This window comes from Ruania rhizosphaerae, from assembly GCF_009805705.1.
Classification (GTDB): Bacteria; Actinomycetota; Actinomycetes; order Actinomycetales; family Beutenbergiaceae; genus Ruania; species Ruania rhizosphaerae.
Genome location: NZ_VSMB01000012.1, coordinates 56114 through 80923, shown reverse-complemented (window position 1 = coordinate 80923; position 24810 = coordinate 56114). Strand labels below are relative to the sequence as shown.

The following is a 24810-nucleotide window of genomic DNA, read 5'->3' as shown; positions in this document are numbered from 1 at the left end:
CCTAGGTCCCGTGGTGACGTGTCGCGGGCGGTGGTACCGTGCACACTCCGGAGCCTGAAGATCGGAACGTGCAGGTGCCACCGTTGGACGAACCGTACGGCCAGATCGACCGCTCGAGTACAGACTCGGAGGCGCGCCTGCGCGCGCTGATCCGGGGGACCGACGCGGTCGTCTCCCATCTTGAGTTGCCGGAGGTGCTGCGTCGCCTGACCGAAGTCGCCGTCGAGTTGGTGGACGCTCGCTACGGTGCCCTGGGGGTCCTCGCGCCGGACGGGTGGCTGGAGGAGTTCGTGCATGTGGGCATGGATCCGGGCACAGTGGAGCGGATCGGCCGGCTGCCCGAGGGGCGCGGTGTGCTCGGCGCCCTGATCACGCACCCGGAGCCGATCCGTCTGCAGCACATCGCCGATGATCCGCGTTCGGTGGGATTCCCGGACGGGCATCCGCCGATGGCGAGCTTCCTCGGTGTCCCGATACGTATCCGCGAGGAGGTCTTCGGCAACCTCTATCTGGCCGAGAAGCGTGGTGGTGACTTCACCGATGAGGACGAGGGGCTTGTCACTGCCCTGGCGGCAACGGCTGCGATAGCCGTGGAGAACGCCCGTCTGTACTCCGCCGCACGTGACCGAGAACGATGGGCAGCGATCGCATCCCACGTCTCCGCCGTGCTGACGCAGACCGGCACTGACGGTGTGCCGGCCCTGCTCGCCGACGCCGTGTTCGAGGCGCTGAGCGTCGCCCGCGTCGCCGTACTTGCACCGGGGGAGGAACCGCTCACAGCACGGATCATCGCGGCCAGGGGTACCGATGCGGCTCGATGCGACGGCGGGCTCCTCACCACCCAGGAGACGGCCGCCGTTCTCGTGCTGGAGAGCGGTGAACCAGTGGCTCGTAGCGGTGCGACCACCGCGCTCAGCGATGCAGACGCCCTCGCAGTCCAAGACAGTTCCGGTACGGGGCCGGTGCTTTTCGTCCGGTTCGCGCCCGCTGGGATCGAGCCGCTCGTTCTCGCGGTGGGCAGGCAGCCACGAGGGCGGGCGTTCGGGCGTGCGGAGGTCGATGCCGTGACCGATGCTGCCGGCCGAATCTCTCTGGCCATGGAACTGGCACAGGCGCGTGAGCAGCACCAGCGCATGCTCCTGAGCCAGGACCGGGCCAGGATTGCGCGAGACCTGCATGATCGGGTGATCCAGCAGCTGTTCGGAGCAGGCCTTGAGCTGCACTCACTCGAAGGCTCGGTGCCGACGGCTGAGGCCGAAAGGCTGCGGACTGCCGTCGACGCGATCGACGACGCCATTTCGCAGATCCGCACGATCATCTTCGCGCTCAGGTCGGTCGCTTCGGAGCGCCAGACACTGCGCCATCGGGTGCTGGACCTGGCGATCGAAGTCTCTCGCCACCTGCCTCGGAACGTCGATGTCGAATTTGCCGGACCGGTGGACATCCTCGCTGGCAGTGAGCTGGCTGGTGAGGTCATGGCCGTCGCACGTGAATTGCTCAGCAATGTGGTCCGTCATGCGGCCGCAGAACACGTGCGCGTCGAGGTCCGAGCACGAGGCGACCTGCTGGAACTCGTGGTCGATGACGACGGGGGCGGGATGGACCTCGCGGGGCACCGTAGCGGGCTGGCGAACATCTCGGAGCGAGCGCAGCGGCGCGGTGGTGACCTTGAACTGCGTTCTGGCCCCGATGGCACGACCGCTGCGTGGCGGGTGCCGCTGGCCCCGGGCGGTGCACGATGATCCGCGTCTTCTTGGTGGATGACCACGAGGTCGTCAGGCGAGGGATCGCCGACCTGCTGGGGCGGGAGGACGACATCGAGGTTGTCGGTGAAGCTGCGAAGGTCGCTGACACGCTGCCGCGCGTGCGCGCCGTTCGTCCTGATGTCGCGGTGCTCGACCTGCGACTTCCTGATGGCGATGGGATGGATCTGTGCCGGGATATCCGGTCGGAGTTCCCCGAGACGAAGTGCCTCATCCTGACCGCCTACGACGACGACGAAGCGGCCGTGGCCGCGGTGCTGGCGGGGGCGTCGGCGTACGTCGGCAAGAGCGTCGTCGGCTCGACTCTGGTGCGCGATGTCCGCCTCGTTGCGGGAGGCCGCTCGTTGCTTGACAGACGCGTCGCCGAGCACGTCGCCGAGCACGCCAGACCGGTCACACGTGAGGATCCGCGCTATGACGCGCTCACCCTCCGCGAACGTCAGGTGCTCGCACTCATCACCGAAGGGTTGACGAACCGGCAGATCGGTGCCCGGCTCGGGCTCGCCGAGAAGACGGTCAAGAACTACGCGACGAGTCTGTTCCTCAAACTTGGGTTCGAGCGCCGTACCCAGGCGGTGGCGTTCGGCGTGCAGCAGGGCGAGACCCTGAGGAAGGCGAGGCCGCGAGACCCGTAGGCGTCCGGTGAACTCTAGGCGGGCTCGCGGTCCTTCTTCCGCGCGAACCGCGCTGGTAGATCCGGGCCGTCCCAGACCTGGATAGCGCCCCAGATGGAGGCAGCGATCGGTACCGCCAGCACCGCTCCGGTCAGCCCGGCGAGCACAGTGCCCGCAGTCAGCGCCACGAGGATCACCAGCGGATGCAGGCTCAGCGTCCTTGCCATCACGACCGGCTGGAGGAAGTTGCCCTCGAGCTGGTTGACCAGAACAACGATCCCGACCACCACGAGCGCCTGGATCGGTCCGACCGCCACGAGCGCCACCAGTGCGGCGAGTGCGCCGGCGAGCGTGGCACCCACGAGCGGGATGAAGGCGAGGAGGAACACCAGTACCGCGAGCGGAATCACCAGGGGGACGCCGACGATCGCCAGCCCGATCCCGATGAAGATCGCATCCACCGCGGCGATGATCGCTGTACCCCGGATGTACCCACCCAGTGTGCGCACCGTCGACTCGCCGATGCGCTGGCCCCGCTCGTAGCGCGCACCCTCGAGTGGCCGCAGCATGAACTGCCAGATCTGCGGTCCGTCCTTGAGGAAGAAGAACAGCACCACCACGAAGATGGCGAGACCGGCCACGAAGTCGAACGTCTGCGAGGCTCCGGCGATCGCACCGGATCCGACGGCGTCGGACTGGAGCAGTTCGAGTGCGGACTCCTGCAGCGACTGGATGTGTTCGTCGGTGATCTCGAACGGCAGGCCCTGGATGTACTCCTGCAACTGAGAGAAACCGTCGAGTGCCTGGTCGCGCAGGGTGGGCCATTGGTTGGCGACTGCAACGGTGACCAGCCACACCACTCCCGCCAGTATCGCCACCACGGTGAGCAGGGAGATTGCAGTTGCCACCACCGACGGCATGCCGCGCCGGCGCAGCAGTCCCACCAACGGGGAGATGGCGGCCGCGAGCACCAGCGCGATCAGCACCGGGATGACCACCAGAGTCAGGCGAGTCAGGGCGAACACCGCCACCGACACCAGCGCCAGGATCGCCAGCACCTGCAGTGACCGTGTCCCCACGCGGCCGACGCCGTCAGCCCACAGGGCAGAGGCACCGGCCCGGTGATCGTCGTCGGTGCGTCCCGGTCCTGGCTCCTCGACCTGCGCCAGACGCGATCGCTCGCTGCGCCGACGTGTGAACAGCCCCATGATGCCCCTCCCGTCCGGTGGCCGGTGGTTGAGATCCCCGGTCCATACGGGGGCCAGCCTACCCACGATGGCGATGTCTGGCCGGCTGGTCTGGGCTCGCGCATCGCACCAGAGTGTCGCGCGGGTGACGAGAGCATGAACAGTCGGGTGGCGAGCCCGTCCGCCTTTCTCAGGAGTTCATGTTCGCGGAGAGTGACTGTTACGTGAATGGCGGGTGGCGTTCGGATCCAGGCGCGATCGTCGAGTCACACGCACACGGATCGTGTGCGCCGCTCCAGCCCACTCGAACCGGAGGATCACAGTGACACGGAAGACTCGATACAGTGCCATCGCTCTCGGGAGCGCGGCGGTCCTCACCCTCGGTGCCTGTGGCGCCGGAGCCACCCAGCCCGCCGAAGGAGCAGATGCGGCACCCGAACCGGGCTGCGCAGCCGAGGACGGGCCGTTGCGCGTCTACCTCAACCCATGGGGTCCCGTCCTCAGCGACCAGTTCACCGAAGACACCGGGATCGCGACCGAGATCGCCGACCTCGGTGGCGGCGAGATCCTGGCTCGCATCGCGGCCGAGGCGAACAACCCCCAGTGGGATGTCGTCGTCCTGGACGGGCATGGCAGCCTGCAGGGGCTCGCCGACCGCGGAGAGCTGCTCACCGGCTGGAGCTCCCAGAGCCGCGAGAACCTTGACGACCGCGGTCAGAGCATCGCGCCGGAGGACAACGCATGGCTTCCGATCAGCGAACATGCTGCCGCCGTGATCGCGTACAACACCGACGTGATCGACGCCGCTGAGGCTCCCCGGACCTGGGACGACCTGACCGAGCCCCACTATGCGCCGGTCGGCATCGCTGACCCGGCTGTGGCAGCGCCCGCTTATCCGATCGTGTCCTGGTTCTTCCAGGACCGCGGCACCGAGGGTGCGGAACAGTATTTCGGTGCGCTCATGGAGAACGGACTTAACACCTATCCCAAGAACGGACCCGTCGGCCAGGCCCTGGCCTCCGGCGAGGTGCCCGTTGCCGCCCTGCAGGAGCAGAACGTCTACGAGCTGATCGATGCGGGCGATCCGGTCGACTTCGTCTGGCCCGACGACGGGGCGCCCGGCGTCGTCCGGGGCGTGGCGATCAGTGCTGACACCCCGCGCCCATGTGCCGCTGCTGCGCTCGTCGACTGGCTGCTGACCGCGGAGACCATGGGCTACCTCATGGAACACGGCGAGAACGACGGCATCCTCACCCCGTACGTCACCGGAACGGACACGTCCTCCCTGCCGCAGCAACGCCCGCAGGACGCGCCGCTGCTGATCACTGACGGGCAGTTCGCCGCCGATCAGGAGGCTGAGATCAAGGACTGGTTCGCGAACCAGTCGGTCCGGTGACGTCGTCGGCCGGGCCGGCAACTGGGGCGGCTGCCAGTCGCCCCAGGCTGAGCCTTCCACGCGCGGAGAACGGGCTCGGCTCGGTCCTGGTCGGTGTGCTCGTCGTCCTGGTCGGCCTGCCCCTCCTGTTCGTGCTCGCACAAGGGGTCTTCCCGGGGATCGGCCTCACACCGGACTGGTCGTTCCAGCCCGGGCTGCTCACCGAGATCGGGGAGAGACCGCTGTGGCAGGCGAGCCTGGTGAACTCGCTCACCCTGGCGTCCGGGGCGATGGTCCTCGGCGGAGGCTTCGGTTCCGCGCTTGCGATCCTGCGTCACAGTGTCGCCTACCCAGGGGTAGGGATTCTCGACGGCGCCGCCTGGGTGTTGCTCGTGAGTCCCTCCTTCATCCTCGCGCAGGGCTGGGTGTTGTTCGCCTCACCGAGTGGCGTGGCGGCCAACTCTTTCGGCGCAGACTGGGTCGGCCCCCTGGTGTTCTCGCCTGGTGGGCTGATCGTCATCATGAGCCTGACCCAGTACCCGCTCGCCTACCTGGCGACCTCGGCCGCACTCCGCTGGGACGACAGTTCCTACCGCCAGGCCGCTGCGCTGAGCGGAGCGGGCCCGCTGACCGTCTTGCGGACAGTCCGGCTCCCGCTGCTGGCACCCGCCCTGATTTCTGGTGCGATCCTCGTCTTCGTCGACGTCCTCGGCGACTTCGGGCTGCCCGCTGCGCTGTCCACCTCATACAGCTATCCCACGCTGCCGTACTCGATCTACGCTTCCGTACGGCAGAGCCCGGTCCGGTTCGAGCTCGGAGGGGTGCTGTCCTTCTACCTCATCGTGATCCTTGCGCTCGCCATCATCGTCTACATGCGGATCCTGCGCCGATCCCGCTTTGATTTCCTCACCAACCGCGCCTCGCGGGTGATCGTCCCACGCGCACGCAGGCCATGGGCATGGACCGCGGTGACGGTCCTGGTCGTGCTGCTCGTGCTCGGTATCCCGCTCGGCTCGTCACTGCAGGTCTCGCTCTCACGTTCGGCCGCCGGTGGTCTGGCTCCCGGGAACTTCACGCTCGAACACTACGGTGAGATCTTCGCCCGCGGCAGCGTGATGCTCACCGGTGCCACCAACTCGCTGGCGATCGCTGCGACAGTTGCCATCCTGACCACCGTCCTCGGATTCCTCATCGCAGTCGTGCTCACATTCACCGGGTTCCGCGGGAAGGTCTTCATCGACTTGTCCGGCACGGTCGCCCTCGCTGTGCCGGGCATCGTACTGGCGGTCGGCTATATCTTCCTCTGGAACCAGCCCGTGCTCGCGGGTCTCGGGCTGTCTCTGTACGGCTCACCCGTTCTGTTGGTCTTCGCCGGAGTGGCCACCGCCCTGCCGGTGGCCGTCCGGCTACAGCTCGGTGCGCTCGCGCAGGTTCCTCCGGCCTTCCTGCACGCCGCGGCACTCAGCGGTGCGGGTCTGTTCGTCCGCCTGCGCACGGTGCTGCTGCCGGTCGTGGCCGCCGCGGTCGTCTCGGCGCTGGCGGCCGTGTTCGCCTCGAGTGTGTTCGACCTTGCCGCGACCACCATGCTCGCGCCACCGTCCTTCACCACACTTCCGGTGGAGATCCTCATGGAGTTCGATCGCGGGCACTACGGATACGCCACCGCCGGGGCGCTCTTCACGGCCGTGCTGGTGGTCGTCTGCGCGCTGGTCGCCTCCCGCCTCGGGATGGTGCTGCTGGCCCCCGGGGCCCCTATCGGACCTACCCGGCGAGGCGCCGCCGCTCCCACCGATCACGCATCGCCATCGAGCCGCACGACGAGAGGCCAGCTGCCATGACCACGTTCAGCGAACCCACGACCGCACTCACCGCTCCAGGCGTGCCTCTGGAGATCACCAGTGTGTCCAAGGAGTACGAACGCGGAAGGCGAGCCGTCGACGATCTGAGTGTCACGATCGAGGCGGGCGAGACGCTGTGCGTGCTCGGACCGTCCGGATGCGGCAAATCGACATTGCTCCGGCTCGTAGCGGGGCTCGAGAGCCCGGATGCCGGCGAGATCCGGGTCGGCGATCGCCTGCTCTCCCGACCAGGTCTGCTCGTCCCACCGGACAGACGTGGGATCAACATGGTGTTCCAGGACTACGCACTCTGGCCGCACATGCCGGTACGCGACATCATCGGCTATGGATTGCGGTATGGCGCCCACCGGGTGAACTCGGCCGAACGGGCCGCGCGCGTGGAGGAGCTGATGCGGTTCCTGCAGCTGGACGGGCTGGCGGATCGCCGTCCGGCCGAGATCTCCGGCGGCCAGCAGCAGCGGGTTGCCATCGCGCGGGCACTCGCCACGTCGCCTGAGCTCCTGCTCTTCGACGAACCGTTGTCCAATCTCGACGTGCAGCTGCGTGCCGCCATGCGCGAAGAGCTCGCCACCCTGCTGGCTTCGCTCGGTACCACCACGATCTACGTCACGCACGATGTCAGTGAGGCCCTCGCACTCGCTGATCGCATCCTGGTGCTGCATCAGGGCCGGATCGTGCAGCTCGACTCGCCGCAGGGGCTCTTCACCCGGCCACGGTCGACGTGGGTGGCCAGTCTCGCTGGGTTCTCCTCGACGCTGACCCCCGACGCCGCGTACCGGGACGTACCTGAGACGGCCAGAGCCGTGATCGGGTCGTTCTCGCTGCACGGACGAGACTGCGGCGGCGATGCGTCGGCCCACGACGGGACGGCGGCACCGACAGTCCACGTGCACGCTGACGCCATCCACATGGTGAGCGCGCACGAGAGTGGACCGAACATCGTCAGCGGCCTGGTGCAGTCCTCGGTCTTCGAGGGCAGTGCCTATCGCACCCGGCTCAATGTGGCCCACTCGCCGGGTGAGCACGCGGTCGGCGGCTCACTCGTGTTCGCCAGCGAACACAGGCTCGATCGAGACGAGCCGGTGCACGTGCGGATCGACCCCACCGGGGTGCTGATCTTCGGCGCGCAGGATCGACTCGCCGAGCCGGCGCTGAGAGGATCGATCCGTGAGCGCGAGGAAGGCAGCCCCGCCTGGTCAGGGTGGGATCGTGATGCTGTTCACCGGTGAGGGCTGGGGCAAGAGCGCGGCGGCGATCGGCTATGCCGTGCGCGCCCGGGGTCGCGGCTGGCCAACGACGGTCGTCCAGTTCCTCAAGGGAGGTTCCTGGAACGCCGCGGAGATCTCACAGGCCGGCCCACTCGGCATCCACTGGCCAGTGCTCTCGCCCGACCTCACCTGGGGCTCCCGCGATCCGACGGCGCTGGCCCAGGTGGCCCTGGGCCATGCCCGCGAGGCACTCACCGAGCCGGAGCCGAGCCTCCTCGTACTCGACGAGTTGACGCATGCGATCCACAGCGGGTGGCTCGAGGTGACCGAGGTCGTCGAGACGATTCAGCACCGTCATCCCGGGGTGAGTGTGATCATCACCGGACGGCACAGCGTGGCCGAGTTCTGCGAGCTGGCCGACACAGTCACCCGGTTCGACATGGTCGAGCACGACGGCAAGAAAGGCATCCTCAGCACATGAGTCCGTCGATGGTCATCGCAGCCGGTGGCATCGTGGTGCGCGTGAGGGCGCATGGTCCCGAACTCGTGCTCATCCATCGCCCGAAATACGACGACTGGTCCCTGCCCAAGGGGAAGGTCGACCCGGGGGAGGGCATCGCAGACGCAGCGCTGCGTGAAGTTGAGGAGGAGACGGCACTCCGGTGCGAGCTGGGGGACTACGTCGGCGCCATCGTCTACACCGATGAGACCGACAGTCCGAAGCGCACGCACTACTGGTTGATGAGTGTCGTCGGCGAACGCGACTTCGTGCCGAACCGGGAGATCGACGGCCGCAGGTGGGTCTCGATCGATGACGCCACGGCGCTGCTGCGACGAGCGGAGGACCGCTCCCTGCTCGATGTCATCACCCCTCCCGTCGCACTGCCCTGAGCCGCTCGACCGGAGCCGCCGGCCACTACTCAGTGTTGCTATCTACTGGTACTTAGTGTTACTTTCTACCGGTAGTTAGTGACGCCGAGTAGTGAGGTCATTCGTGGGCAAGCAGATCACCGAGATGCTCAAGGGCACGTTGGACGGCATCGTCCTCGCGCTCCTCGCCGAGAGCCCCGCCTACGGCTACGAGATCACTGCCCGGCTGCGAGAGCAGGGCTTCGCCGAGATCGTCGAAGGCACTGTCTACGCACTGCTCGTGCGACTTGAGCAGAAGGGTTTGGTCGACGTGGAGAAGGTGCCCTCCGAGAAGGGGCCCCCGCGCAAGGTGTACTCCCTCAATGCCCAGGGCAGTGCACACCTGGAAGAGTTCTGGACCACTTGGAGCTTCCTGGTCGAGAGGCTGGAGCAGCTCCGCGAAGGAGAGGCACGATGAACAAGTTCATTGAGAAAGTCGTCGGCGACCTGGGGGACAAGCGCCGCTGGCGGCAGTACAAGGCTCGTGTGAAGGAGTTGCCGGAGCCCTATCGCGCTGCATGCAGCGCCGTCGAACGGTACGCCATGTACTTCTCGGGCATCACCAACGGCAACACCATGATGACGATGCTGGACAACCTGATCGATCTGTTCGAGGAGCACGCCGCCGACGGAACGCCGATCCGGCAGATCGTAGGCGAGGATCCGGTCGAGTTCGCCGAGACGTTCCTGGCCAACTACTCCCAGGATCACTGGATTGCCAAGGAGCGCCGCCGTCTCCAGGAGTCGATCCGCAACGCAGCAGGGGAGACATCGTGAGCGCGCTCGCCCGAGAACCCGCCGCGGATCCCGCCATCGGAATCCAGGGGCTACGCAAGTCCTATGGGGACCTGCAGGTGCTGCGCGGTGTCGACCTGAATGTGGCCCGGGGAAAGATCGTCGCCCTGCTCGGATCCAACGGAGCCGGCAAGACCACCACGGTGAAGATCCTCGCCACTCTCCTCGCGCCCGATGCCGGCACGGCCACGGTCGCTGGAGCCGAGGTCACCACTGACGCTGCGACGGTCCGTGAGCGGATCAGCCTCACCGGGCAGTTCGCGGCAGTCGACGAGATTCTCACCGGCCGGGAGAACCTCACCCTGATCTCCCGGCTGCGCCACCTGCCCAATCCGCGCGAGATTGCCGACGACCTGCTCGCCCGCTTCTCGCTCACCGAGGCCGGCTCCCGCCGCGTGGCCACCTACTCCGGCGGGATGCGCCGGCGATTGGACATCGCGATGAGCCTGGTCGGCGACCCCGAGGTCATCGTCCTGGACGAACCGACCACCGGCCTGGACCCCCAGGGGCGCCGGGAGGTGTGGGACGCCGTCAGGAAGCTCGCCGCAGGCGGAACCACGGTGTTACTCACCACGCAGTACCTGGAGGAGGCCGAGCAACTCGCTGACCGGATCGCGATCCTGCACGAGGGGCGGATCATCGTCGACGGCACGCTCGTCGAGCTCAAGAACCTCCTGCCGCCGGCCGAGGTGGAGTACGTCGAGAAGCAGCCCTCGCTCGAAGACGTCTTCCTCGCCGTGATCGGCCATACGAACCAGACTGACACTGACCAGACTGACCAGAAGGAACGACGATGACCAGCCACGCCGTGAGCGACACGCTCGCCCTCACCGGACGCTCGTTGCGCCACGTCCTCCGCAGCCCCGACACGATCATCACCACCGCGCTGATGCCGATCGCCTTCATGTTGTTGTTCGTCTACGTCTTCGGCGGGGCCATCGACACCGGCCAGGGGGCGGGTGCCGGGTCCTACGTGAACTATCTGCTCCCCGGAATCCTCCTCATCACGATCGCCTCCGGGATCTCCTACACCGCCTACCGGCTGTTCCTGGACGTCCAGGGCGGGATCGTCGAACGGTTCAGCTCGATGCCCATCGGCCGGTCGGCGGTGCCATGGGCCCACGTGCTGACGTCCGTCGTCGCGAACGTAGTCTCCCTCGTGATCGTGGTGGGGGTGGCCTTCCTGCTGGGCTTCCGCACCGGCGCCGGCGTGCTCGCCTGGCTCGCAGTGGCCGGAGTCCTCGTCCTGTTCACCCTGGCGCTCACCTGGGTGGCGGTGATCCCGGGACTCACGGCGAGTTCGGTGGACGGAGCGAGCGCGTTCTCCTACCCGCTGATCTTCCTGCCCTTCCTCAGCTCGGCGTTCGTTCCGACCGAGAGCATGCCCGGCCCGTTGCGGTGGTTCGCCGAGCACCAGCCGGTGACGGCGATCGTGGACACGATCCGTGCCCTGTTCACGGAGCAGGCCGTGGGGTCCCAGTTCTGGGTCGCCCTCGCGTGGACGGTCGCGATCCTGCTGGTGGCCTTCGTGACGGCGAACCTCATCTATCGTCGACGGCTCGCCTGAGTGAGCGGGACCTGTGCGAGGCTGGGGAGCATCACGCCCTGCCTCGAACTCCCGGAGGAATGATGCAGCACCGTCCACTCGGCCTGACCGGCCGCCAGATCTCGGCGATCGGCCTCGGCACCTGGCAGCTCGGTGGCAACTGGGGCGAGGTCAGTGAGTCCGATGCCCGGGCCGTGCTCTCTGCCTCGGCGGACGCGGGAGTGAATCTCTTCGACACGGCCGATGTGTACGGCGATGGCCGCAGTGAGGAGATCATCGGCCGGTTCCTCGCCGACCGTCCCGGCCATGACATCACGGTGGCCACCAAGATGGGCCGCCGCGCCGACCAGGTGCCGGAGAACTACACTCCAGAGAACTTCCGCACCTGGACCGACCGCTCCCGCGCCAATCTCGGCGTCGACACGCTCGACCTGGTGCAGCTGCACTGCCCACCCTCAGCCGTGATCGAGACCGGCACCACCTACGACGCGCTCGATGCCCTGGTGGCCGACGGTACGATCGCCGCCTACGGAGTGTCCGTGGAGACCTGCCAGCAGGCCCTCGACGCCATCGCCCGACCGAACGTGGCCAATGTGCAGATCATCCTCAACCCGTTCCGGCTCAAGCCGCTCGAGGAGGTGCTGCCCGCTGCTGTGGCCGCCGGCGTCGCGATCTTCGCACGGGTGCCCCTGGCCTCCGGGCTGCTCTCCGGCACGTACACCGCGGACACCACCTTCGCCGCGGACGACCACCGCACCTTCAACCGGCACGGGGAAGCCTTCGACAAGGGCGAGACCTTCTCCGGCGTCGACTTCGACCACGGCCTGGCCGCTGCTCAGGAACTCGCCACCGCCCTTCCTGACGGCGTCCCTCTCCCGGCCGCGACCCTCGCCTGGATCGCTTCGCGCCCAGGCGTGACGAGTGTGATCCCCGGTGCACGCAACCCCGCCCAGGCGACCTCGAACGCGCGGGCCGGCACGCTCATCGAGGATGGATTCGACATCGACGCATTCGATGCGGCTGTGCGCGACGTCTATGACCGCCGGATCCGGGCGGCGGTCCATCCCCACTGGTGAGGGCCCTCACGGCAGATCGGCCAGCTCGATACCGGCGATCGTTCGTAGATCGGCAAGGGTCATGACGTCCGCCATCGTCAACACCCCGTGAGCGTTCGAGCGGACGAGTTGTTCAGCCGCGCGCGCCGCCAGCACGCCGGTGGCCTGGGACTGACCCGCCCCTCGCGCCGAGAGTGCCCGGCCTGAGGTGCGATCGAACGCCGCCACGCTCCACGAGTCCGCGCCCAGATGGGGAGCGTGGCGAAGCAGCGTTCGCAGCGCCGGGAATCGGCCCACCAGAGCCAGGGCTGCCGTCGCGGCACGCGAATCCAGCGCCAGATACTCGCGGACGGCGGCTCGCTCGGGCGGGACGAGAACCTGATCGCCGAAATCGGCCCGCAGATGGGTGCGCGAAGCGCCGTGCGCGCTGAACCGCCGACGCTCACGAAGGTTGAGCATGCGCGTGCGTTCCGGAGGCGCATGGATCGCACTGCCTGCGAGCCCCACTGTCCACTCCACGGCCGCCGCACCATGGTGCTCACCGGCTCCGAGGACGATCGCGACATCGACTGCACCTCCGGGGGGCGAGGGGAGCGCCTCGATGAGGACGGTGCTCAGACCGGGAACGAGACCGACGCCACGTAGCACCGTCGCATTCGGTGGAGCGGCATCGGCGAGTTGGGCGAGGTAGGAGCCGGACGCCGAGAGGTCGGCGAGGGCGGTGGTGCCGACTGCTTCCGCGAGAGCGGGAGCCTCGATCCCCGAGGCGTTCACGACGACGTCGTGCTCAGCGCCGACCCGGCGAAGGGCCTGCCACCCGTCCTCGGAGGTGAGGTCGATCGCCACGCCGTGAGGCGGTGGCGTGCGCCCGGCAGGGGTCACGTGGTGGCCGCGTCGCCGCAGTTCCTCGGCCGCGACGCTTCCGGTCGCGCCGCGGGCCCCCAGGACCAGGGCCCTCATCGGGCGACAACGCGGTACGTGTACGGCTGAGACATCAACGACCTCCAGAGTCCAAACAAGTGTTTGGAGGTGACTCTACGGCTCATCGTGGACTATCTGCAAACAGGTGTTTGGGGATGGGTAGGCTAGACGCCATGGCATGGGATACCGAGGCAACGCAGCGCAAGCTACTCGACGCCGGGGCACGACAGTTCGCGGCACACGGCTTCGCGGGCGCCCGGATGGAGACCATCGGTCGCGACGCCGGTGTGAACAAGGAGCGCGTCTACTCCTACTTCGGGGACAAACGCGGCTTCTTCGCGGCGGTTCTCTCCGACCAGCTCGACAGCCTGCTCGAGGACGTGCCCGTGCGCGGGACAGGGCCGGATGCCGTGGGGGGCTTCGCTGGCAGGCTGTTCGATTACTACCAGGCCCGCCCGCTCATCGCTCGACTGCTCGCGTGGGAGAGCCTCGAACTGAGCGAACCTGTCGCCGTGGAACGCCGCACCGCACTCTGCCAGGACCGGGCCGCCGCGATCGGTGCGGCGCTCCACGGCGTCGACGCTGAATGCGGGTCGGACGTGCTGCTGTCGGTGCTGACCTTGGTGACCGGCTGGTGGACACTCTCCGGGCTGACCGCTGTGGTGCTGGACGCTGACGCCGGCGATGCGAGCCGGCGAGCGACGATCGTCGCCCAGGCGAGGCAGCTCGCGACACTGAGAGCAAGCGCGCCTGCCTGAGGTCGATCGGCTCGACCAGGACACCTCGTTCCCCCCCCTCCACCGGCAGCGCTGCTGCCGGGCCGGGCCAGGCATGCCGCGGAGCGAACCGCGCGGGTCAGTGGCACCATCGATTCATGGCCGTTCGATTCTCCGAGTTCGCCCCACCGATCAGCGACGAGACGCGCTACGAGCCGCGGCCACAACGGGTCAGCGTGAGTCTCGACGCGCAGCCGGTGGCCGACACCGAGAGCGCCTGGCTGGTGTGGGAGCCGCGGCGGGTCGTGCCGCGGTACGCGTTGCCCGCGCGCGACTTCGCCGTACCTCTTGAGTCCGGCGGCCACATCTCGCCCGATGTGGCGCAACTACCGCCGGTCGTACCGCCGAACCTCACGACGTACACGCTGCCTGGCACCGAGGTGACCATACTCGTCGACGGGCGCCCGGTGACGGGCGCGGCGTATCGACCCGACGACCCCGATCTTGCCGACCGCGTCGTGCTCGACTTTGCTCCCTTCACGTGGCACGAGGAGGACCAGGAGGTCTTCGGGCACCCGCACGACCCGTTCAAGCGGATCGACACCCTGCGGTCATCACGCCACATCCGGATCGCCCTCGACGGCGTCATGCTGGCCGACTCCACTCGGCCGGTGCTGCTGCTCGAAACCTATCTGCCACAACGGTGGTACCTGCCGCGCGAGGACGTCCGGCTCGACCTGCTCACCCCCAGCGACACCCGCACCACCTGCGCCTACAAGGGCGAAGCGTCCTACCTCAGTCACGAGCCCAGCGGCGAGGCCGGCGCCGCCATCGCCTGGACCTACCTCCACCCGCTGCAGGACGCCGTGCCGGTCAAGGACATGGTCTGCTTCTTCTCCGAACGCTGCGACGTGAGCGTCGACGGCGTCGAGCAGCCGCGCCCGCAGACCCAGTGGTCCACGTCACCCACCGGTACCTGACGCTGCCAGGGTGAGCGGCCCGGCCAGGTTGCCGCTCACAGTGCGCACCCACCAGTGGCCGCTGGCTCGCCACTCGTGCCAGGTGCTGTATCGGTACCGGAAGACCCGAGCGCGGACCCACCGTGGCCGCCGCCCCTCGAACGGGTCACGAGCGAGCAGGCGTAGTGTGCGCCGGTCGGCCTCGAGCAGTCGCCGGAGGAACACCGTGAACCACCGGTGCTGCCCGCCGGACCCGAGCGCCAGGAACCACATGCCCCAATCGAGGCGCAGGTGGTAGGGCGCCACCTGCGCCGGCCAGCGTTTCACCGGTCCAGGCTTGCCGCGGAAGACGTACTCCTGCCAGCCGGTGCGTCCGTCCGGGTCGTTCGTCCCCTCCACTATGACCTCCTCGCGTCGGCGGGTGATCGACCCGAACGCGCCGTAGGCACCACCCAGGTGCCAGCGGTTGTAGGAGGCGTTCATGGCCTGGTTCGCCGAGATCAGATTGAGTGCCGGCCTCACGGCCAGCACCACGGTGACGGCGGCCATCACCCCCACGAGAATCACCCACCACAGTGCCCCGGTCGCCTGTGAGCCGCCGTCCAGGACCGGTCCCAGCGCGGGTACGAGTGCGACCAGCTGATCGTCCCCGACCGCCGCGAATGCCAGCAGCATCGTGAGCCAGTTCAACCAGGCGAAGTTCCCGGAGAGTACCAACCACAATTGCGTGAGGATCATCAGTCCGGCCGCGATCGAGGCGATCGGTTGGGGGAGGAACAGTGCGAACGGCACCACCAGCTGGACTACGTGATTGGCAAGCACCTCGATGCGGTGCAGTGGTCGAGGGAGGTGATGGAAGAACCAGCTCAACGGCCCCGGCATGGGCTGGGTCTCGTGGTGGTAATACAGCGCCGTCAGATCCCGCCACGCACGGTCGCCTCGCATCTTGATCATCCCGGCGCCGAACTCCACCCGGAAGAGCAGCCACCGGAAGGCGAGCAGCACCAGGAGTGGGGGAGCGACGTCGTTCGACCCCAGGAACGCTGCCAGGAAGCCGGCCTCCAGCAGCAGCGATTCCCACCCGAACCCGTAGAACACCTGCCCGACGTTCACCACGGACAAGTACATCAGGTAGAGCAGAGCGAACGTCACCAGCGGGACCCAGGGCGGCCCCTGCTGCGGCAGGCCCACGACCAGGGTGAGAGAGCCCGCGATCCCGGCCCACGCCGTCGCCACCACCAACCGGTCGCTGTAGCGCCACCGGAACAGAGTGGGCCCCGCACGTGAGCCGGCCCGCTCCAGGAAGTCCGGTACCGGCAACAATCCACGTGTGCCGAGCAGCGGGACGAACTGACGCAGCACGGCGACGAACGCGATCAGGTAGAGGGCAGCGATCCCGCGCTGCAACACGAACCGCGCCGCGTCATAGTTGTCGGCCGTGAACCACTCCACCAGCGCCTCCCGGGTACACGCCCATCCCGCTCGCCGTCTCGTGGCCAGTCTGCCGCTCTCCCTGCGCTCGTGCACGAGACCAGGTGTTGCACTGGTGATCAGCGCGTCGCTATGTTCCTTGCGACGGTGCTGCACGTTCCGGTGCGCGCCACCGACCGAGGGAGGACGCCGATGGCTGATCCCAGTACGGCGACTCAGCCGCTCCCACGTGGTTGGCGTACCCGGACCGGTCCACGGCGCCGGGCTTATCTGGCGCCATTCTTGGGATACGTCCTGATCCTGGTAGCCGTGTTCGGGTGGGCCTACGGGGTGCAGGCAGGCCGTGATGCCGCCGCTGCCGACTTGCAGCGTTCCACCAGCGAGGCTCTGACACTCAATGTCGCCGACGCCGGTGCCTGGTCGATCTACCTCGACACTCGCGCCGGAGTCGAACAGTCCGAGGCCCTCGCGCAGGCACTGGCCGGTGACGGTGGGTTCGGCGTCGAGATCGTGCCGGGTGACGGGGCCGAGCCGATGGCGCTGCAGCGGCCCACCGGTGGCACGTACCGGCTCGATGCGGAGACGAACCTGATCGGCCACGGGATCGCCGATGTCGAGCTGACCCCAGGGGAGTACCGCCTGAGCGTGGCCACTGCCGCCGATCCCCCGGAGAGCGCGATCGCGGGCTTCTCCGCCGGCCCAGCGCCTGACCAGCCGTCGGTGCTGGTTCTGCTGGTGGCGATCGGTGGCGCGGTGGTCATGCTGGTCTGGGCGCTGATCATCCGGTCGGGGAGGCGGCGGGCTGCTCGCCGCCTGCTCCGCCCTGTTCTGGGAGACGTGAGGCCAGCATGAGTTATGACTTCATGGACGACAGCGAGGTCAAGAAGCTCTCCCAGCGCGGCGACGCCGGTGCATTCGACTACCTACACAACAAGTCGATCAACGAGTCTCTCGCCCGTCAGGACGCCGGATCGCGCGCCCCGAGCACTCCCTTGCCGATTTGGCCGCTCTTCCTGGCGCTGCCGTTGTGGGTCGTCTCACAGCTCGCAGCTGGACTCGTCAACGGAGTGGAGTGGCTGGGCACCGACTCCTGGTTGGCGCCGCTGTTCCCTGCACCGGGTGAGGGTGTGCTGCGTTACCTGGTCGGGACGGGGATCCTCATGCTGATGCTCCCGGGCGGCTTGGTGGTGCTCGCCGGACTCCTGCGTGATACCCGGGCACGGATCCTCTCCTACCCGCTGGTCGCTCTCGCGGTGATCATGGTGCCGTTGCTGCTGTGGACCACGCAGGTGACCACCACCGCGTCGGTGGCGAGGATCTGGTGAGCGCCCTGATCCGCACGCCGGCGGTGCTGATCGCGGCTGCGGGGAGTGTGGTGCTCGGGGCCGGGTCGCTCCTTCCCTGGGTCGACGCCGAGGGCGCCGTCTTCGGTCGGCACACGGCTGACGGGGTGGACGCGCTCGGCCTGAGGCAGGGTCTCGCCGGTGGTGACGCGTGGGTCACCGTCGTCCTCGCGTGCCTCTCGCTCCTCCTGACCGGGCTGTTCGCCTGGCGTCGAGGGGCACGTGCTCGGCTGCTGCTCGCGGTGAGCGGCACGGTGGGCTTGCTCTGGCCGATCGCCTCGGCCTCCAGCATTCCCGACGGCGTAGGCGTGGGCGTGGGCGTATGGGTCACCGGTGCCGGTGGCCTGCTCGTGCTGGCCGGATCGGCCATGCTTCGGATCGACCCCGACACCCGCTACGATGCCCGGCTTGCACGAGCCCACCGGCTGTGGGAGCGCGGGCGGTTGCCCGATGCCATCGCCGAGCAGCAGAGAGTGGTGGCACAGGACCTGCGGGAGAACGGCTGGTCACGGGAGGCAGGTCTGAACGGGATGATCCTGGCCTCGATGTACGCCGAGGCAGGGGATCGACCCCGCTGCCTGGAGATCATGAACGATGTCGTGGCCCGGTGCACGCCCGTGTTCACCGACGAGGACAAGGCCATGGTCGACCAGCTCTGGGTGGAATCACACCAGCAGCTGGCCGACCGTGGTGCCTGACAGTCAGGCGATCAGGCAGGCGCCACGACGGGCGCGAGCATCTCGGTGACCACGTCGCCCTCGCAGTCGGGCAGGTCGACGCCGAGCAGGTGCGCGAACGTAGCGGCCTCATCCAGCATGCTGCGGCGCCCGGCGTCAGCACCGGGCGCGAAGTCCGGGCCGGAGCCGATGAACACCGGCTGGCCCCCGTGGCGGGGTGCATGACCGTGGCTGCCCTTGAGTGCCGGGAAGTCCTCGTCCCCGGTGCGTACGATCGTGCGCCGATCCCACAGCATGCCCACGATCACACCGGGCTCCGATTCGACCACCCACTCGAACGGACCGTCCAGACCGTAGTCGCGCAGACTTTCCTGCGCCGTCCAGATCTTCTCGATCCGGTACTGCGGCTCCGACTCGATCTCGACCAGCAGCGCCTCGATCTCCCGCCGGCGCTCCACCGGCAGGCCGTCGGCGAGGAAGAGCTGACCCGACAGGCCCGCCCCAAGGCAGAACACATCCCAGTCGAGGAGGTTGCCTTGGTCGTCAAGCCGGATGAAGCCCCGCTCCACGAACAGCGTGTTGAGATTCGTGTGCTGCTCGACGTCCACGTGGCCATGGTCGGAGACGAGCACGATGTTGGTCGACTCCAGGTCACCGGTAGCCTCGAGAACCTCCAGATAGGCACCGAGGGTCGCGTCCACCTCCCGTAGCGCCTCCTCGACATGCGGGCCGTAGGACCCGCCGGCGTGCCGGGCCGTGTCGACCTCCACCAGGTGCACGAACATCACGTCGGGGCGTTCGGCGCGCAGTACCTCGGCCGAGACGTGGTTGACGAAGTCGAAGTACTTGCCCTTGCGCTTGTCGGTGTGGATCAATGACAGATTCGGGCGGATGTAGGTCTCATACGAGTGCTCGTCGGTGGTACGCAGGTACTGGTCCTCCAGCCCGTCGAACACCTGCGGGCAGGCGATCTCCGGAACCAGGTGGTCGACTCCGCGGGCGTTCCCGGTGACCGGCCACTGCACTGCGGCGGTGCTCAGCCCTGCCTGCCGTGCCGCCTCCAGGATGGTGGGTACGCGGATCATCGAGGCGTCCCAGAACCATTCGGACGCGTCGCCCTGCCCGGGCTGGAACTGCAGGTTGTTGAAGATTCCGCTGCGAGCCGGTGGGCAGCCCGTGATCTGGGCGGTGTGGTTCGGGTAGGTCACCGACGGGTAGATGCCGTCGATCTCCGCGACAGCGGCCCGCTCAAGGATGCGTGAGAAGGCGGGCAGGGTGCGCGCGAAGGGGATGTCGTCGGTGTGCATGGCGTCGACGGAGACGACGAGAAGCTTGTTCGGCACGGTTGGATCCTTCATCTGGGCGGGTGGTCGGTCAGTGGCGAAGGTCGGCGAGTGCGGCGCGGCACCACGCCGGGTCGTCGGCGGTGACGAGATCGACGCCCGCCGCGAGGGCAGTACGTAGATCGTCGGAGGTGAGAACCGGCCAGCCGCACACGAGCGCGCCCTCGGCGTGGACCTCCTCGACCACACGGTGGTCGAGATGAGGAACCTGCACGGCGAGAGATACCGCGCTCAGTTCACGGACGGCGTCGCGCGCCTGCGGTGTCGGAGCAGCGGAGATGACGCCGACCCTCACCTCCGGGGCGAACGCTCGCACGTGACGGAGCGCGTCGATGTCGAAACTGGTCATGACTGCGCGGTCGAGCAGGCCTGCTGCACGCACGAGTTCAGTGGCCGGCACAGCGGCGGCGGCTGCCTTGATCTCGACGTGGACTTCCACTCCGATCGCCGCCAGTGCCTGAGCGAGGGAGGGGATGCGTTCACCGTCGGCGAGTTCGACGTCCTGCAGTTGTGCCCAGGTGAGCGCGCTGACCGCTCCGGTGGTGCGGCCCGCGATGGCGGTCCGGTCCACGGTGGCGTCGTGGATCACCGCCAGCTCACCGTCCGCAGTGAGGTGAACGTCGAGCTCGATTGCGTCGGCACCGTCGGCCTCCCCGCGGGCGAAGGCGGTGAGCGTGTTCTCCGCGCTCACCGCCGCCGCGCCGCGGTGCCCGACGATGCCTGGATACCCCTGCTGGGACATGACAGGCGTTGACATCACACGTCCAGGGCCTCAAGGTCCTCGCGGTTGTCCTCGAGCAGGGACTCGTACTCGCCCCGGAGAGTGTCGATCGACTCCTGGACGTCACCGTTGTCACCGGTCACCCGGGCGAAGGCCTCGCTGAGGGAGGCCGTACCGGAGTTGAACCAGTTGACCGGCGCCACCGTCTGGGCGTTTTCGAGCTGCTGGATCGCGACCGTGAAGTTCGGGTCGGTCGCGTGCAGCTCCACGACCTCCGGCTCGTCCTGCGCGGCCTGGACGATCGGGACGTAGCCGGAGTCGATGTGCCACTTGCCGGACATCTCCGGGCGCGCGAGGAATCGCAGCAGTTCTGCGGTCGCGTCCTGACGCTCCTGTGACTCGGTGCGCACCATCGAGAATCCCGAACCACCCGTGGGAACGGTGGGCGGCTGGTTCACCTCGCCGGGCATGAAGGCCGCGCCCAGTTCGAAGTCGACGGCCTCGGTCAGGCCGCGCATCGATGCGGTGGACCCGTGCACGGCGGCCACCACACCGGTCTGGAAGTCAGTGTGCGAGGCCTGCGCCATGTAGGCGTTGCCATCCACGTGCACCCACTCGTTCGCGAAGGTCATCAGCTCACGCACCGTGCCCTCGTCGGGCATGACGTCGAAACCGTCCGACCAGACACCATCGAAGGCCCACAGCCAGGAGTTGGCGAACCAGGCGTCGCCAGCGGAGTAGGCGAACGTCTTGATCGGCTGACCGGCGTTAGAGACGGAGGCGATCTCGGATCCGAACTCGCGCAGCTGGGACCAGGTGTACTGAGTGTCGACGGGGAGACCCAAGTCGTTGAACAGCGACTTGTTGTAATAGAACAGCGGCGTCGAACGGGCGAACGGCACCACGAAGGTCTCCTCACCCGCCTTGCTCTCACCGATGAAGTTCTGCAAGTAGATGTCGAGGTTCCACTCGTCGTCGAAATGCGGGTCGAGCGGGGCGAGGGCACCCGCGAAGTAGAACTGCAGCCACTGCATCTCCGGGAAGCAGACCATATCCGGTACGGCCTTGGCCTGGAGGGCCGCGGTGAAGCTCGTGTTGAGGTCGGCGTAGCTGCCAACCGACTCGATCGCGGCGTAGATGTCGGTCTGAGACTCGTTGAACATCGCGAACTGCTCGGTCATCGCCTCGAACAGACCACCGGTCCAGGGCGCCCAGAAGAGGATGTTGGTCCGGCCGGAGTACTCGGACGGGATCTCACCCAGGGCGGCCTGGCTGAAGTCACTGCGGAGGTTGCTCGCGCCCTCCGATCCGCCGTCCGAGGCCGAGACCGGTCCGGTGCACGCGGCGAGCGCGGCAGCACCGGTGCCCAGGCCCAGGGCGGAGAGCAGGTGGCGGCGGGAGAGAGTCAGGTTGTGCACGAAGTACTCCTTCGGTGGGACGAGTGACGCCGAGATCTCGACGCACGGATGTGTTGCTCGCGGGCACGAGCGTGAAGTTGGCGCCCCCGCCAGGGGTGAGGGGACGCCGTCGACGGGAGTTCAGTTCAGCCCTTCAGGGCTCCGGCGGTGATGCCGCCGATGATCCGGCGCTGCGCGAGGAAGAACACGATGAGCATCGGAGCGGCGACGATCACGGTCCCGGCCATGACCGGTCCCCACGCGTCGTAGCCTTCCTGGCTGCGCAGGAACATCAGGCCGATCGGGAGGGTCCGCATGTCGGAGGTGGAGGTGACGATCAGCGGCCAGACGAAGTCGTTCCACTTGGTGATCAGCACGATGAGGGTCGCGGTGAGGATCATCGGGCGGCAGATCGGGATCACCACCGCGTGCATGCGGCGCATGTGACTCGCGCCGTCCACACGGGCGGCGTCGACGAGTTCCTCGGGTACCTGGCGCATCTGCTGGTAGATCAGGAACATCGCGAAGGCGGAGCCGATGCCCGGCAGGATCAGGCCCTGGTAGGTGTTGAGCCATCCCAGGTTGGAGATGGTGATGTAGTTGACGAGCAGCGTGATGTGGCCCGGCAGCATCAGCGATCCGACCATCAGTGCGAAGACGAGCATCTTGCCGCGGAAGTACACGAACGCGAAGGCATAGGCCGAGAGCAGCGCCACCCCGATCTCCAGGCCAGTGCCCACCACGGTGGTGATGATGGAGTTGCGCAGGAACGCTCCGAACGGAGCGGAGGTCCAGGCCTCGGCGAAGTTGCTCCACTCCAGCGTGCTCGGGATCCACGTGAGCGGATAGGTGTAGATCTCGTGCTCGGGTTTGAGGGCGGAGCTGAACAACCAGTACAGCGGGATCGCGAACAACGCGAACGTTGCGGCGATCAGCACGTACAGCGCCATCGTCGCCGGGAGTGGACGACGCGGTCCCTGACGGCGGCCCTTGCGTTTGCCGTGTCCAGAGCCCTGGTCCCGGGAGCGGGGCGGCTGCTCTGGTGGGGTGGTGTGCGCTGACGTTGCTGGGTCGTCCTTGCGATCGAGGGTGAGGCTCATGAGTAGTGCACCTGCTTGCTCGCGTACTTGGTCTGAACGAGGGTGACCACCAGCAGAAGTACGAACATGACCGTGGCGGTCGCGGCCGAGGTGCCGATGTTGAAGTCCACGAACGCCTGGTCGTAGATCATCCACGGCAGCGTCGTACTCGAGGTGCCGGGCCCACCCATCGTGAGGGTGGCGATGATGTCGAAGGTCTGCGCGGCGGCGATGATGCCGGTCACCGTCAGGAAGAAGGTGACGGGGCTGAGTAGCGGCAGTGTGATGTAGCGGAAGAGCGGCCAGCCGCGGGCCCCGTCGAGGGCAGCCGCCTCGTAGATGTCCTTCGGCAGGTCCAGGATCGCCGTGTAGTAGATGATCGCCACGAAGCCCAGCCGCTGCCAGGCATAGGCGATCGTGATCGACCACAGCGAGAAGTCCGAGGTGGTCGTCCAGTGGGGAGACTCCATGCCGAACATCGAGAACAGCCAGCGGCTCAGGCCGTAGTTCGGGTCGAACATGAACAGCCACAGCACCCCGACTGCCGCACCCGGAAGCATGTGGGGAGCAAACGCAAGGGTGCGCACCAGGCCGGAGAACCGCAGTCGCTGTGCCAGCAAGGCACCGATCGCCATCCCCCCGAACAGGGTGCCGACCACAGCGACGAGCACGAAGATCGCGGTGTTGCGCAAGGCATCCATGAGCATCGAGCCGGATTGGAACAACTCGATGTAGTTGTCCAGGCCCACGACCACCGGCGCCGGTTGTACGAAGTCCCAGTCAGTGAAGCTCAGGACGAAGTTGTAGACGGTCGGGTAGTACCCGAACACCACGATCGCGAGCAGGTTCGGCAGGATCAGCGCCCAGAAGAGCGCGCCTTCGATGAGGCGGCGTCGCCGGAGCTGCGGGGAACTGCGACGGGGTGGGGGAGCGGTACGCGCCTGGGAGGAGCGGCGCACGGGTTGCAGGAGCGTGGTCATCGAACTCGTCTCGTGTGGTGTCGGGGCGCGAGGAGCTGGCCACCAGGAGTGGCGTATCCGGCGGCAGACCACAGTCAATCGAGACAAGATGAGCGCATCCGAAGCACGAGGTGACGAATGCTGAACGAGCGTGCGAACGCTCGTAGGTGAGAGATGGTGCTCGAAACCGGCGTGTTTGCTCAATTCAGGGCAGGTCCGGGTGACCACGAGGTGAACGGATGAGCCACGGGCTGGAGGACGTCAGATCCGTGAACAGGAGAGCCGGCGTGCTACTTCCCAGTCCCGGCCGGTCCTCAGCCCTGTCCGTCCCGTCGGTCCGGGACCTGCGACTGCACCCAGTCGAGATAGGCGCGCCCCCGAGGGGAGATCTCGTATCCGACGTCGTGGCTGATCGTCAGGCCGAGAGCCTTGAGCTTGCGGATGTCAGCCTTCATCGGCAGCACCTCGACTCCACGTTCGGCGGCCAGCACCGTCGAGACCACCCTGGGGTTGGCGCGGATCCATGTCAGGATCCCGGTCGTCCAGGCACCGGTACGCCGCGCGTCGAGACGCCGGAGCTGCGTGGCGATCTCGACCAGGCCCGCCTCGTCCGGAATCTGCTCCCGCAGTGCGATCCGGGGGTCCTCACCGACCCACCGCAGGTGCACACGGTAGACGTAGGCGCCGCCACGTGAACCCCGCTCACCGCGGGGCCGGTCCCGCGGAGCCAATGCGCGGCGCAGTGCGGCAGCGTCCCGCATACCCGCCGCGCGCGCAGCCGTGTCCGTCAGGCGCGAGAGGTCATTGACCCGCGTGACACGCGTGAACTCGACGATCCCGGCCGGGGTGAGTTGTTGTCCGCCTACCCGCACCCGTGGCGCATCCCAGCGGCGGTACTGGGTACGGATCCGGCCGGCACGGATCCCCTCGGCCACGGTGCGGGAGATGAGCAC

The 24810-nt window shown here is 67.6% G+C and carries 26 protein-coding genes; 17 read left to right on the top strand and 9 right to left on the bottom strand.

Translation table 11 applies throughout. From position 1 onward, the window contains the following. Nucleotides 1-38: 38 nt before the first annotated feature. Together FV560_RS15815 and FV560_RS15810 are read left to right on the top strand one after the other, a co-directional pair. Nucleotides 39-1742, top strand: a complete 1704-nt coding sequence (locus FV560_RS15815; protein ID WP_159622526.1) for a GAF domain-containing sensor histidine kinase — start codon at nt 39-41, stop codon at nt 1740-1742. Beyond that, on the top strand, nt 1739-2398 hold the full coding sequence (locus FV560_RS15810; protein WP_159622525.1) for a response regulator transcription factor: 660 nt from the start codon (nt 1739-1741) through the stop codon (nt 2396-2398). The genes FV560_RS15815 and FV560_RS15810 overlap by 4 nt, the downstream gene beginning before the upstream one ends. A gap of 14 nt (nt 2399-2412) precedes the next feature. Here FV560_RS15810 and FV560_RS15805 read toward each other — a convergent pair whose 3' ends face one another. Next, nucleotides 2413-3585: an AI-2E family transporter gene (locus FV560_RS15805; RefSeq protein WP_159622524.1), complete on the bottom strand. Its 1173-nt coding sequence runs from the start codon at nt 3583-3585 to the stop codon at nt 2413-2415. 301 nt (nt 3586-3886) lie between these two features. Between FV560_RS15805 and FV560_RS15800 the strand changes: the two genes are divergently transcribed. The 10 genes from FV560_RS15800 to FV560_RS15755 all read left to right on the top strand — a co-directional run bounded on the left by FV560_RS15800 (nt 3887) and on the right by FV560_RS15755 (nt 12332). Further along, a complete protein-coding gene (locus tag FV560_RS15800) occupies nt 3887-4960 on the top strand; it encodes an ABC transporter substrate-binding protein (RefSeq protein ID WP_159622523.1) in 1074 nt (357 codons plus the stop codon). Further along, nucleotides 4957-6777, top strand: coding sequence for an ABC transporter permease (locus FV560_RS15795; protein ID WP_159622522.1), 1821 nt, complete (start codon nt 4957-4959; stop codon nt 6775-6777). The genes FV560_RS15800 and FV560_RS15795 overlap by 4 nt, the downstream gene beginning before the upstream one ends. After that, nucleotides 6774-8027, top strand: coding sequence for an ABC transporter ATP-binding protein (locus FV560_RS15790; protein WP_159622521.1), 1254 nt, complete (start codon nt 6774-6776; stop codon nt 8025-8027). The genes FV560_RS15795 and FV560_RS15790 overlap by 4 nt, the downstream gene beginning before the upstream one ends. Further along, a complete protein-coding gene (locus FV560_RS15785; protein ID WP_159622520.1) occupies nt 7966-8487 on the top strand; it encodes a cob(I)yrinic acid a,c-diamide adenosyltransferase in 522 nt (173 codons plus the stop codon). Before FV560_RS15790 ends, FV560_RS15785 begins: the two co-directional genes overlap by 62 nt. After that, entirely contained in the window at nt 8484-8897 is a 414-nt protein-coding gene (locus tag FV560_RS15780; RefSeq protein WP_159622519.1) for an NUDIX hydrolase, read from the top strand. Before FV560_RS15785 ends, FV560_RS15780 begins: the two co-directional genes overlap by 4 nt. Before the next feature lie 103 nt (nt 8898-9000). Then, nucleotides 9001-9333, top strand: a complete 333-nt coding sequence (locus FV560_RS15775; RefSeq protein WP_159622518.1) for a PadR family transcriptional regulator — start codon at nt 9001-9003, stop codon at nt 9331-9333. Continuing rightward, nucleotides 9330-9692 carry a DUF1048 domain-containing protein gene (locus FV560_RS15770; RefSeq protein WP_159622517.1) on the top strand — a complete coding sequence of 121 codons (363 nt, stop codon included), beginning with the start codon at nt 9330-9332 and terminating at the stop codon, nt 9690-9692. Before FV560_RS15775 ends, FV560_RS15770 begins: the two co-directional genes overlap by 4 nt. Next, complete coding sequence (locus FV560_RS15765) at nt 9689-10507, top strand: ABC transporter ATP-binding protein (RefSeq protein ID WP_275401912.1); 819 nt, start codon at nt 9689-9691, stop codon at nt 10505-10507. Before FV560_RS15770 ends, FV560_RS15765 begins: the two co-directional genes overlap by 4 nt. Next, nucleotides 10504-11277: an ABC transporter permease gene (locus tag FV560_RS15760; RefSeq protein ID WP_159622516.1), complete on the top strand. Its 774-nt coding sequence runs from the start codon at nt 10504-10506 to the stop codon at nt 11275-11277. The genes FV560_RS15765 and FV560_RS15760 overlap by 4 nt, the downstream gene beginning before the upstream one ends. A 62-nt stretch (nt 11278-11339) precedes the next feature. Next, on the top strand, nt 11340-12332 hold the full coding sequence (locus FV560_RS15755) for an aldo/keto reductase (RefSeq protein WP_159622515.1): 993 nt from the start codon (nt 11340-11342) through the stop codon (nt 12330-12332). A gap of 6 nt (nt 12333-12338) precedes the next feature. On the opposite strand, the gene FV560_RS15750 is transcribed toward FV560_RS15755, so the two are convergent. Beyond that, complete coding sequence (locus tag FV560_RS15750) at nt 12339-13271, bottom strand: Rossmann-fold NAD(P)-binding domain-containing protein (RefSeq protein ID WP_159622514.1); 933 nt, start codon at nt 13269-13271, stop codon at nt 12339-12341. Nucleotides 13272-13405: 134 nt separating this feature from the next. On the opposite strand from FV560_RS15750, the gene FV560_RS15745 reads away from it, so the two are divergent. Continuing rightward, nucleotides 13406-13990, top strand: coding sequence for a TetR/AcrR family transcriptional regulator (locus FV560_RS15745; RefSeq protein ID WP_159622513.1), 585 nt, complete (start codon nt 13406-13408; stop codon nt 13988-13990). Between the two features lie 116 nt (nt 13991-14106). Further along, complete coding sequence (locus tag FV560_RS15740) at nt 14107-14928, top strand: DUF427 domain-containing protein (RefSeq protein WP_159622512.1); 822 nt, start codon at nt 14107-14109, stop codon at nt 14926-14928. Here the strand turns inward: FV560_RS15740 and FV560_RS15735 are convergent. Further along, entirely contained in the window at nt 14911-16359 is a 1449-nt protein-coding gene (locus FV560_RS15735) for a lipase maturation factor family protein (RefSeq protein ID WP_159622511.1), read from the bottom strand. The genes FV560_RS15740 and FV560_RS15735 overlap by 18 nt on opposite strands. 171 nt (nt 16360-16530) lie before the next feature. Between FV560_RS15735 and FV560_RS15730 the strand changes: the two genes are divergently transcribed. The 3 genes from FV560_RS15730 to FV560_RS15720 are packed head-to-tail and all read left to right on the top strand — an operon-like array spanning nt 16531 to nt 18379. Continuing rightward, nucleotides 16531-17190, top strand: a complete 660-nt coding sequence (locus tag FV560_RS15730; protein WP_159622510.1) for a hypothetical protein — start codon at nt 16531-16533, stop codon at nt 17188-17190. Next, complete coding sequence (locus tag FV560_RS15725; RefSeq protein ID WP_159622509.1) at nt 17187-17663, top strand: hypothetical protein; 477 nt, start codon at nt 17187-17189, stop codon at nt 17661-17663. The genes FV560_RS15730 and FV560_RS15725 overlap by 4 nt, the downstream gene beginning before the upstream one ends. Continuing rightward, nucleotides 17660-18379: a hypothetical protein gene (locus tag FV560_RS15720; protein ID WP_159622508.1), complete on the top strand. Its 720-nt coding sequence runs from the start codon at nt 17660-17662 to the stop codon at nt 18377-18379. The genes FV560_RS15725 and FV560_RS15720 overlap by 4 nt, the downstream gene beginning before the upstream one ends. An 11-nt stretch (nt 18380-18390) precedes the next feature. Here the strand turns inward: FV560_RS15720 and FV560_RS15715 are convergent, their stop codons facing one another. The 6 genes from FV560_RS15715 to FV560_RS15690 form a co-directional block, all read right to left on the bottom strand. Then, a complete protein-coding gene (locus tag FV560_RS15715; protein WP_159622507.1) occupies nt 18391-19701 on the bottom strand; it encodes an alkaline phosphatase family protein in 1311 nt (436 codons plus the stop codon). A 31-nt stretch (nt 19702-19732) separates the two neighbouring features. Further along, complete coding sequence (locus FV560_RS15710) at nt 19733-20458, bottom strand: glycerophosphodiester phosphodiesterase (RefSeq protein ID WP_159622506.1); 726 nt, start codon at nt 20456-20458, stop codon at nt 19733-19735. Beyond that, entirely contained in the window at nt 20458-21840 is a 1383-nt protein-coding gene (locus FV560_RS15705) for an extracellular solute-binding protein (protein WP_159622505.1), read from the bottom strand. The genes FV560_RS15710 and FV560_RS15705 overlap by 1 nt, the downstream gene beginning before the upstream one ends. Before the next feature lie 125 nt (nt 21841-21965). Next, a complete protein-coding gene (locus FV560_RS15700; protein WP_159622504.1) occupies nt 21966-22919 on the bottom strand; it encodes a carbohydrate ABC transporter permease in 954 nt (317 codons plus the stop codon). Continuing rightward, on the bottom strand, nt 22916-23878 hold the full coding sequence (locus FV560_RS15695) for a carbohydrate ABC transporter permease (RefSeq protein ID WP_159622503.1): 963 nt from the start codon (nt 23876-23878) through the stop codon (nt 22916-22918). The genes FV560_RS15700 and FV560_RS15695 overlap by 4 nt, the downstream gene beginning before the upstream one ends. Before the next feature lie 293 nt (nt 23879-24171). Beyond that, on the bottom strand, nt 24172-24810 hold the full coding sequence (locus tag FV560_RS15690) for an ASCH domain-containing protein (RefSeq protein WP_159622502.1): 639 nt from the start codon (nt 24808-24810) through the stop codon (nt 24172-24174).

Bases quoted from the DNA above. Each gene is read 5' to 3' on its own strand.
- FV560_RS15700 (WP_159622504.1), bottom strand. From the start codon at position 22,919: ATGAGCCTCACCCTCGATCGCAAGGACGACCCAGCAACGTCAGCGCAC.
- FV560_RS15760 (WP_159622516.1), top strand. From the start codon at position 10,504: ATGACCAGCCACGCCGTGAGCGACACGCTCGCCCTCACCGGACGCTCG.
- FV560_RS15755 (WP_159622515.1), top strand. From the start codon at position 11,340: ATGCAGCACCGTCCACTCGGCCTGACCGGCCGCCAGATCTCGGCGATC.
- FV560_RS15805 (WP_159622524.1), bottom strand. From the start codon at position 3,585: ATGGGGCTGTTCACACGTCGGCGCAGCGAGCGATCGCGTCTGGCGCAG.
- FV560_RS15780 (WP_159622519.1), top strand. From the start codon at position 8,484: ATGAGTCCGTCGATGGTCATCGCAGCCGGTGGCATCGTGGTGCGCGTG.
- FV560_RS15750 (WP_159622514.1), bottom strand. From the start codon at position 13,271: ATGAGGGCCCTGGTCCTGGGGGCCCGCGGCGCGACCGGAAGCGTCGCG.
- FV560_RS15710 (WP_159622506.1), bottom strand. From the start codon at position 20,458: ATGTCAACGCCTGTCATGTCCCAGCAGGGGTATCCAGGCATCGTCGGG.
- FV560_RS15695 (WP_159622503.1), bottom strand. From the start codon at position 23,878: ATGACCACGCTCCTGCAACCCGTGCGCCGCTCCTCCCAGGCGCGTACC.
- FV560_RS15745 (WP_159622513.1), top strand. From the start codon at position 13,406: ATGGCATGGGATACCGAGGCAACGCAGCGCAAGCTACTCGACGCCGGG.
- FV560_RS15790 (WP_159622521.1), top strand. From the start codon at position 6,774: ATGACCACGTTCAGCGAACCCACGACCGCACTCACCGCTCCAGGCGTG.
- FV560_RS15770 (WP_159622517.1), top strand. From the start codon at position 9,330: ATGAACAAGTTCATTGAGAAAGTCGTCGGCGACCTGGGGGACAAGCGC.
- FV560_RS15725 (WP_159622509.1), top strand. From the start codon at position 17,187: ATGAGTTATGACTTCATGGACGACAGCGAGGTCAAGAAGCTCTCCCAG.
- FV560_RS15730 (WP_159622510.1), top strand. From the start codon at position 16,531: ATGGCTGATCCCAGTACGGCGACTCAGCCGCTCCCACGTGGTTGGCGT.
- FV560_RS15810 (WP_159622525.1), top strand. From the start codon at position 1,739: ATGATCCGCGTCTTCTTGGTGGATGACCACGAGGTCGTCAGGCGAGGG.
- FV560_RS15740 (WP_159622512.1), top strand. From the start codon at position 14,107: ATGGCCGTTCGATTCTCCGAGTTCGCCCCACCGATCAGCGACGAGACG.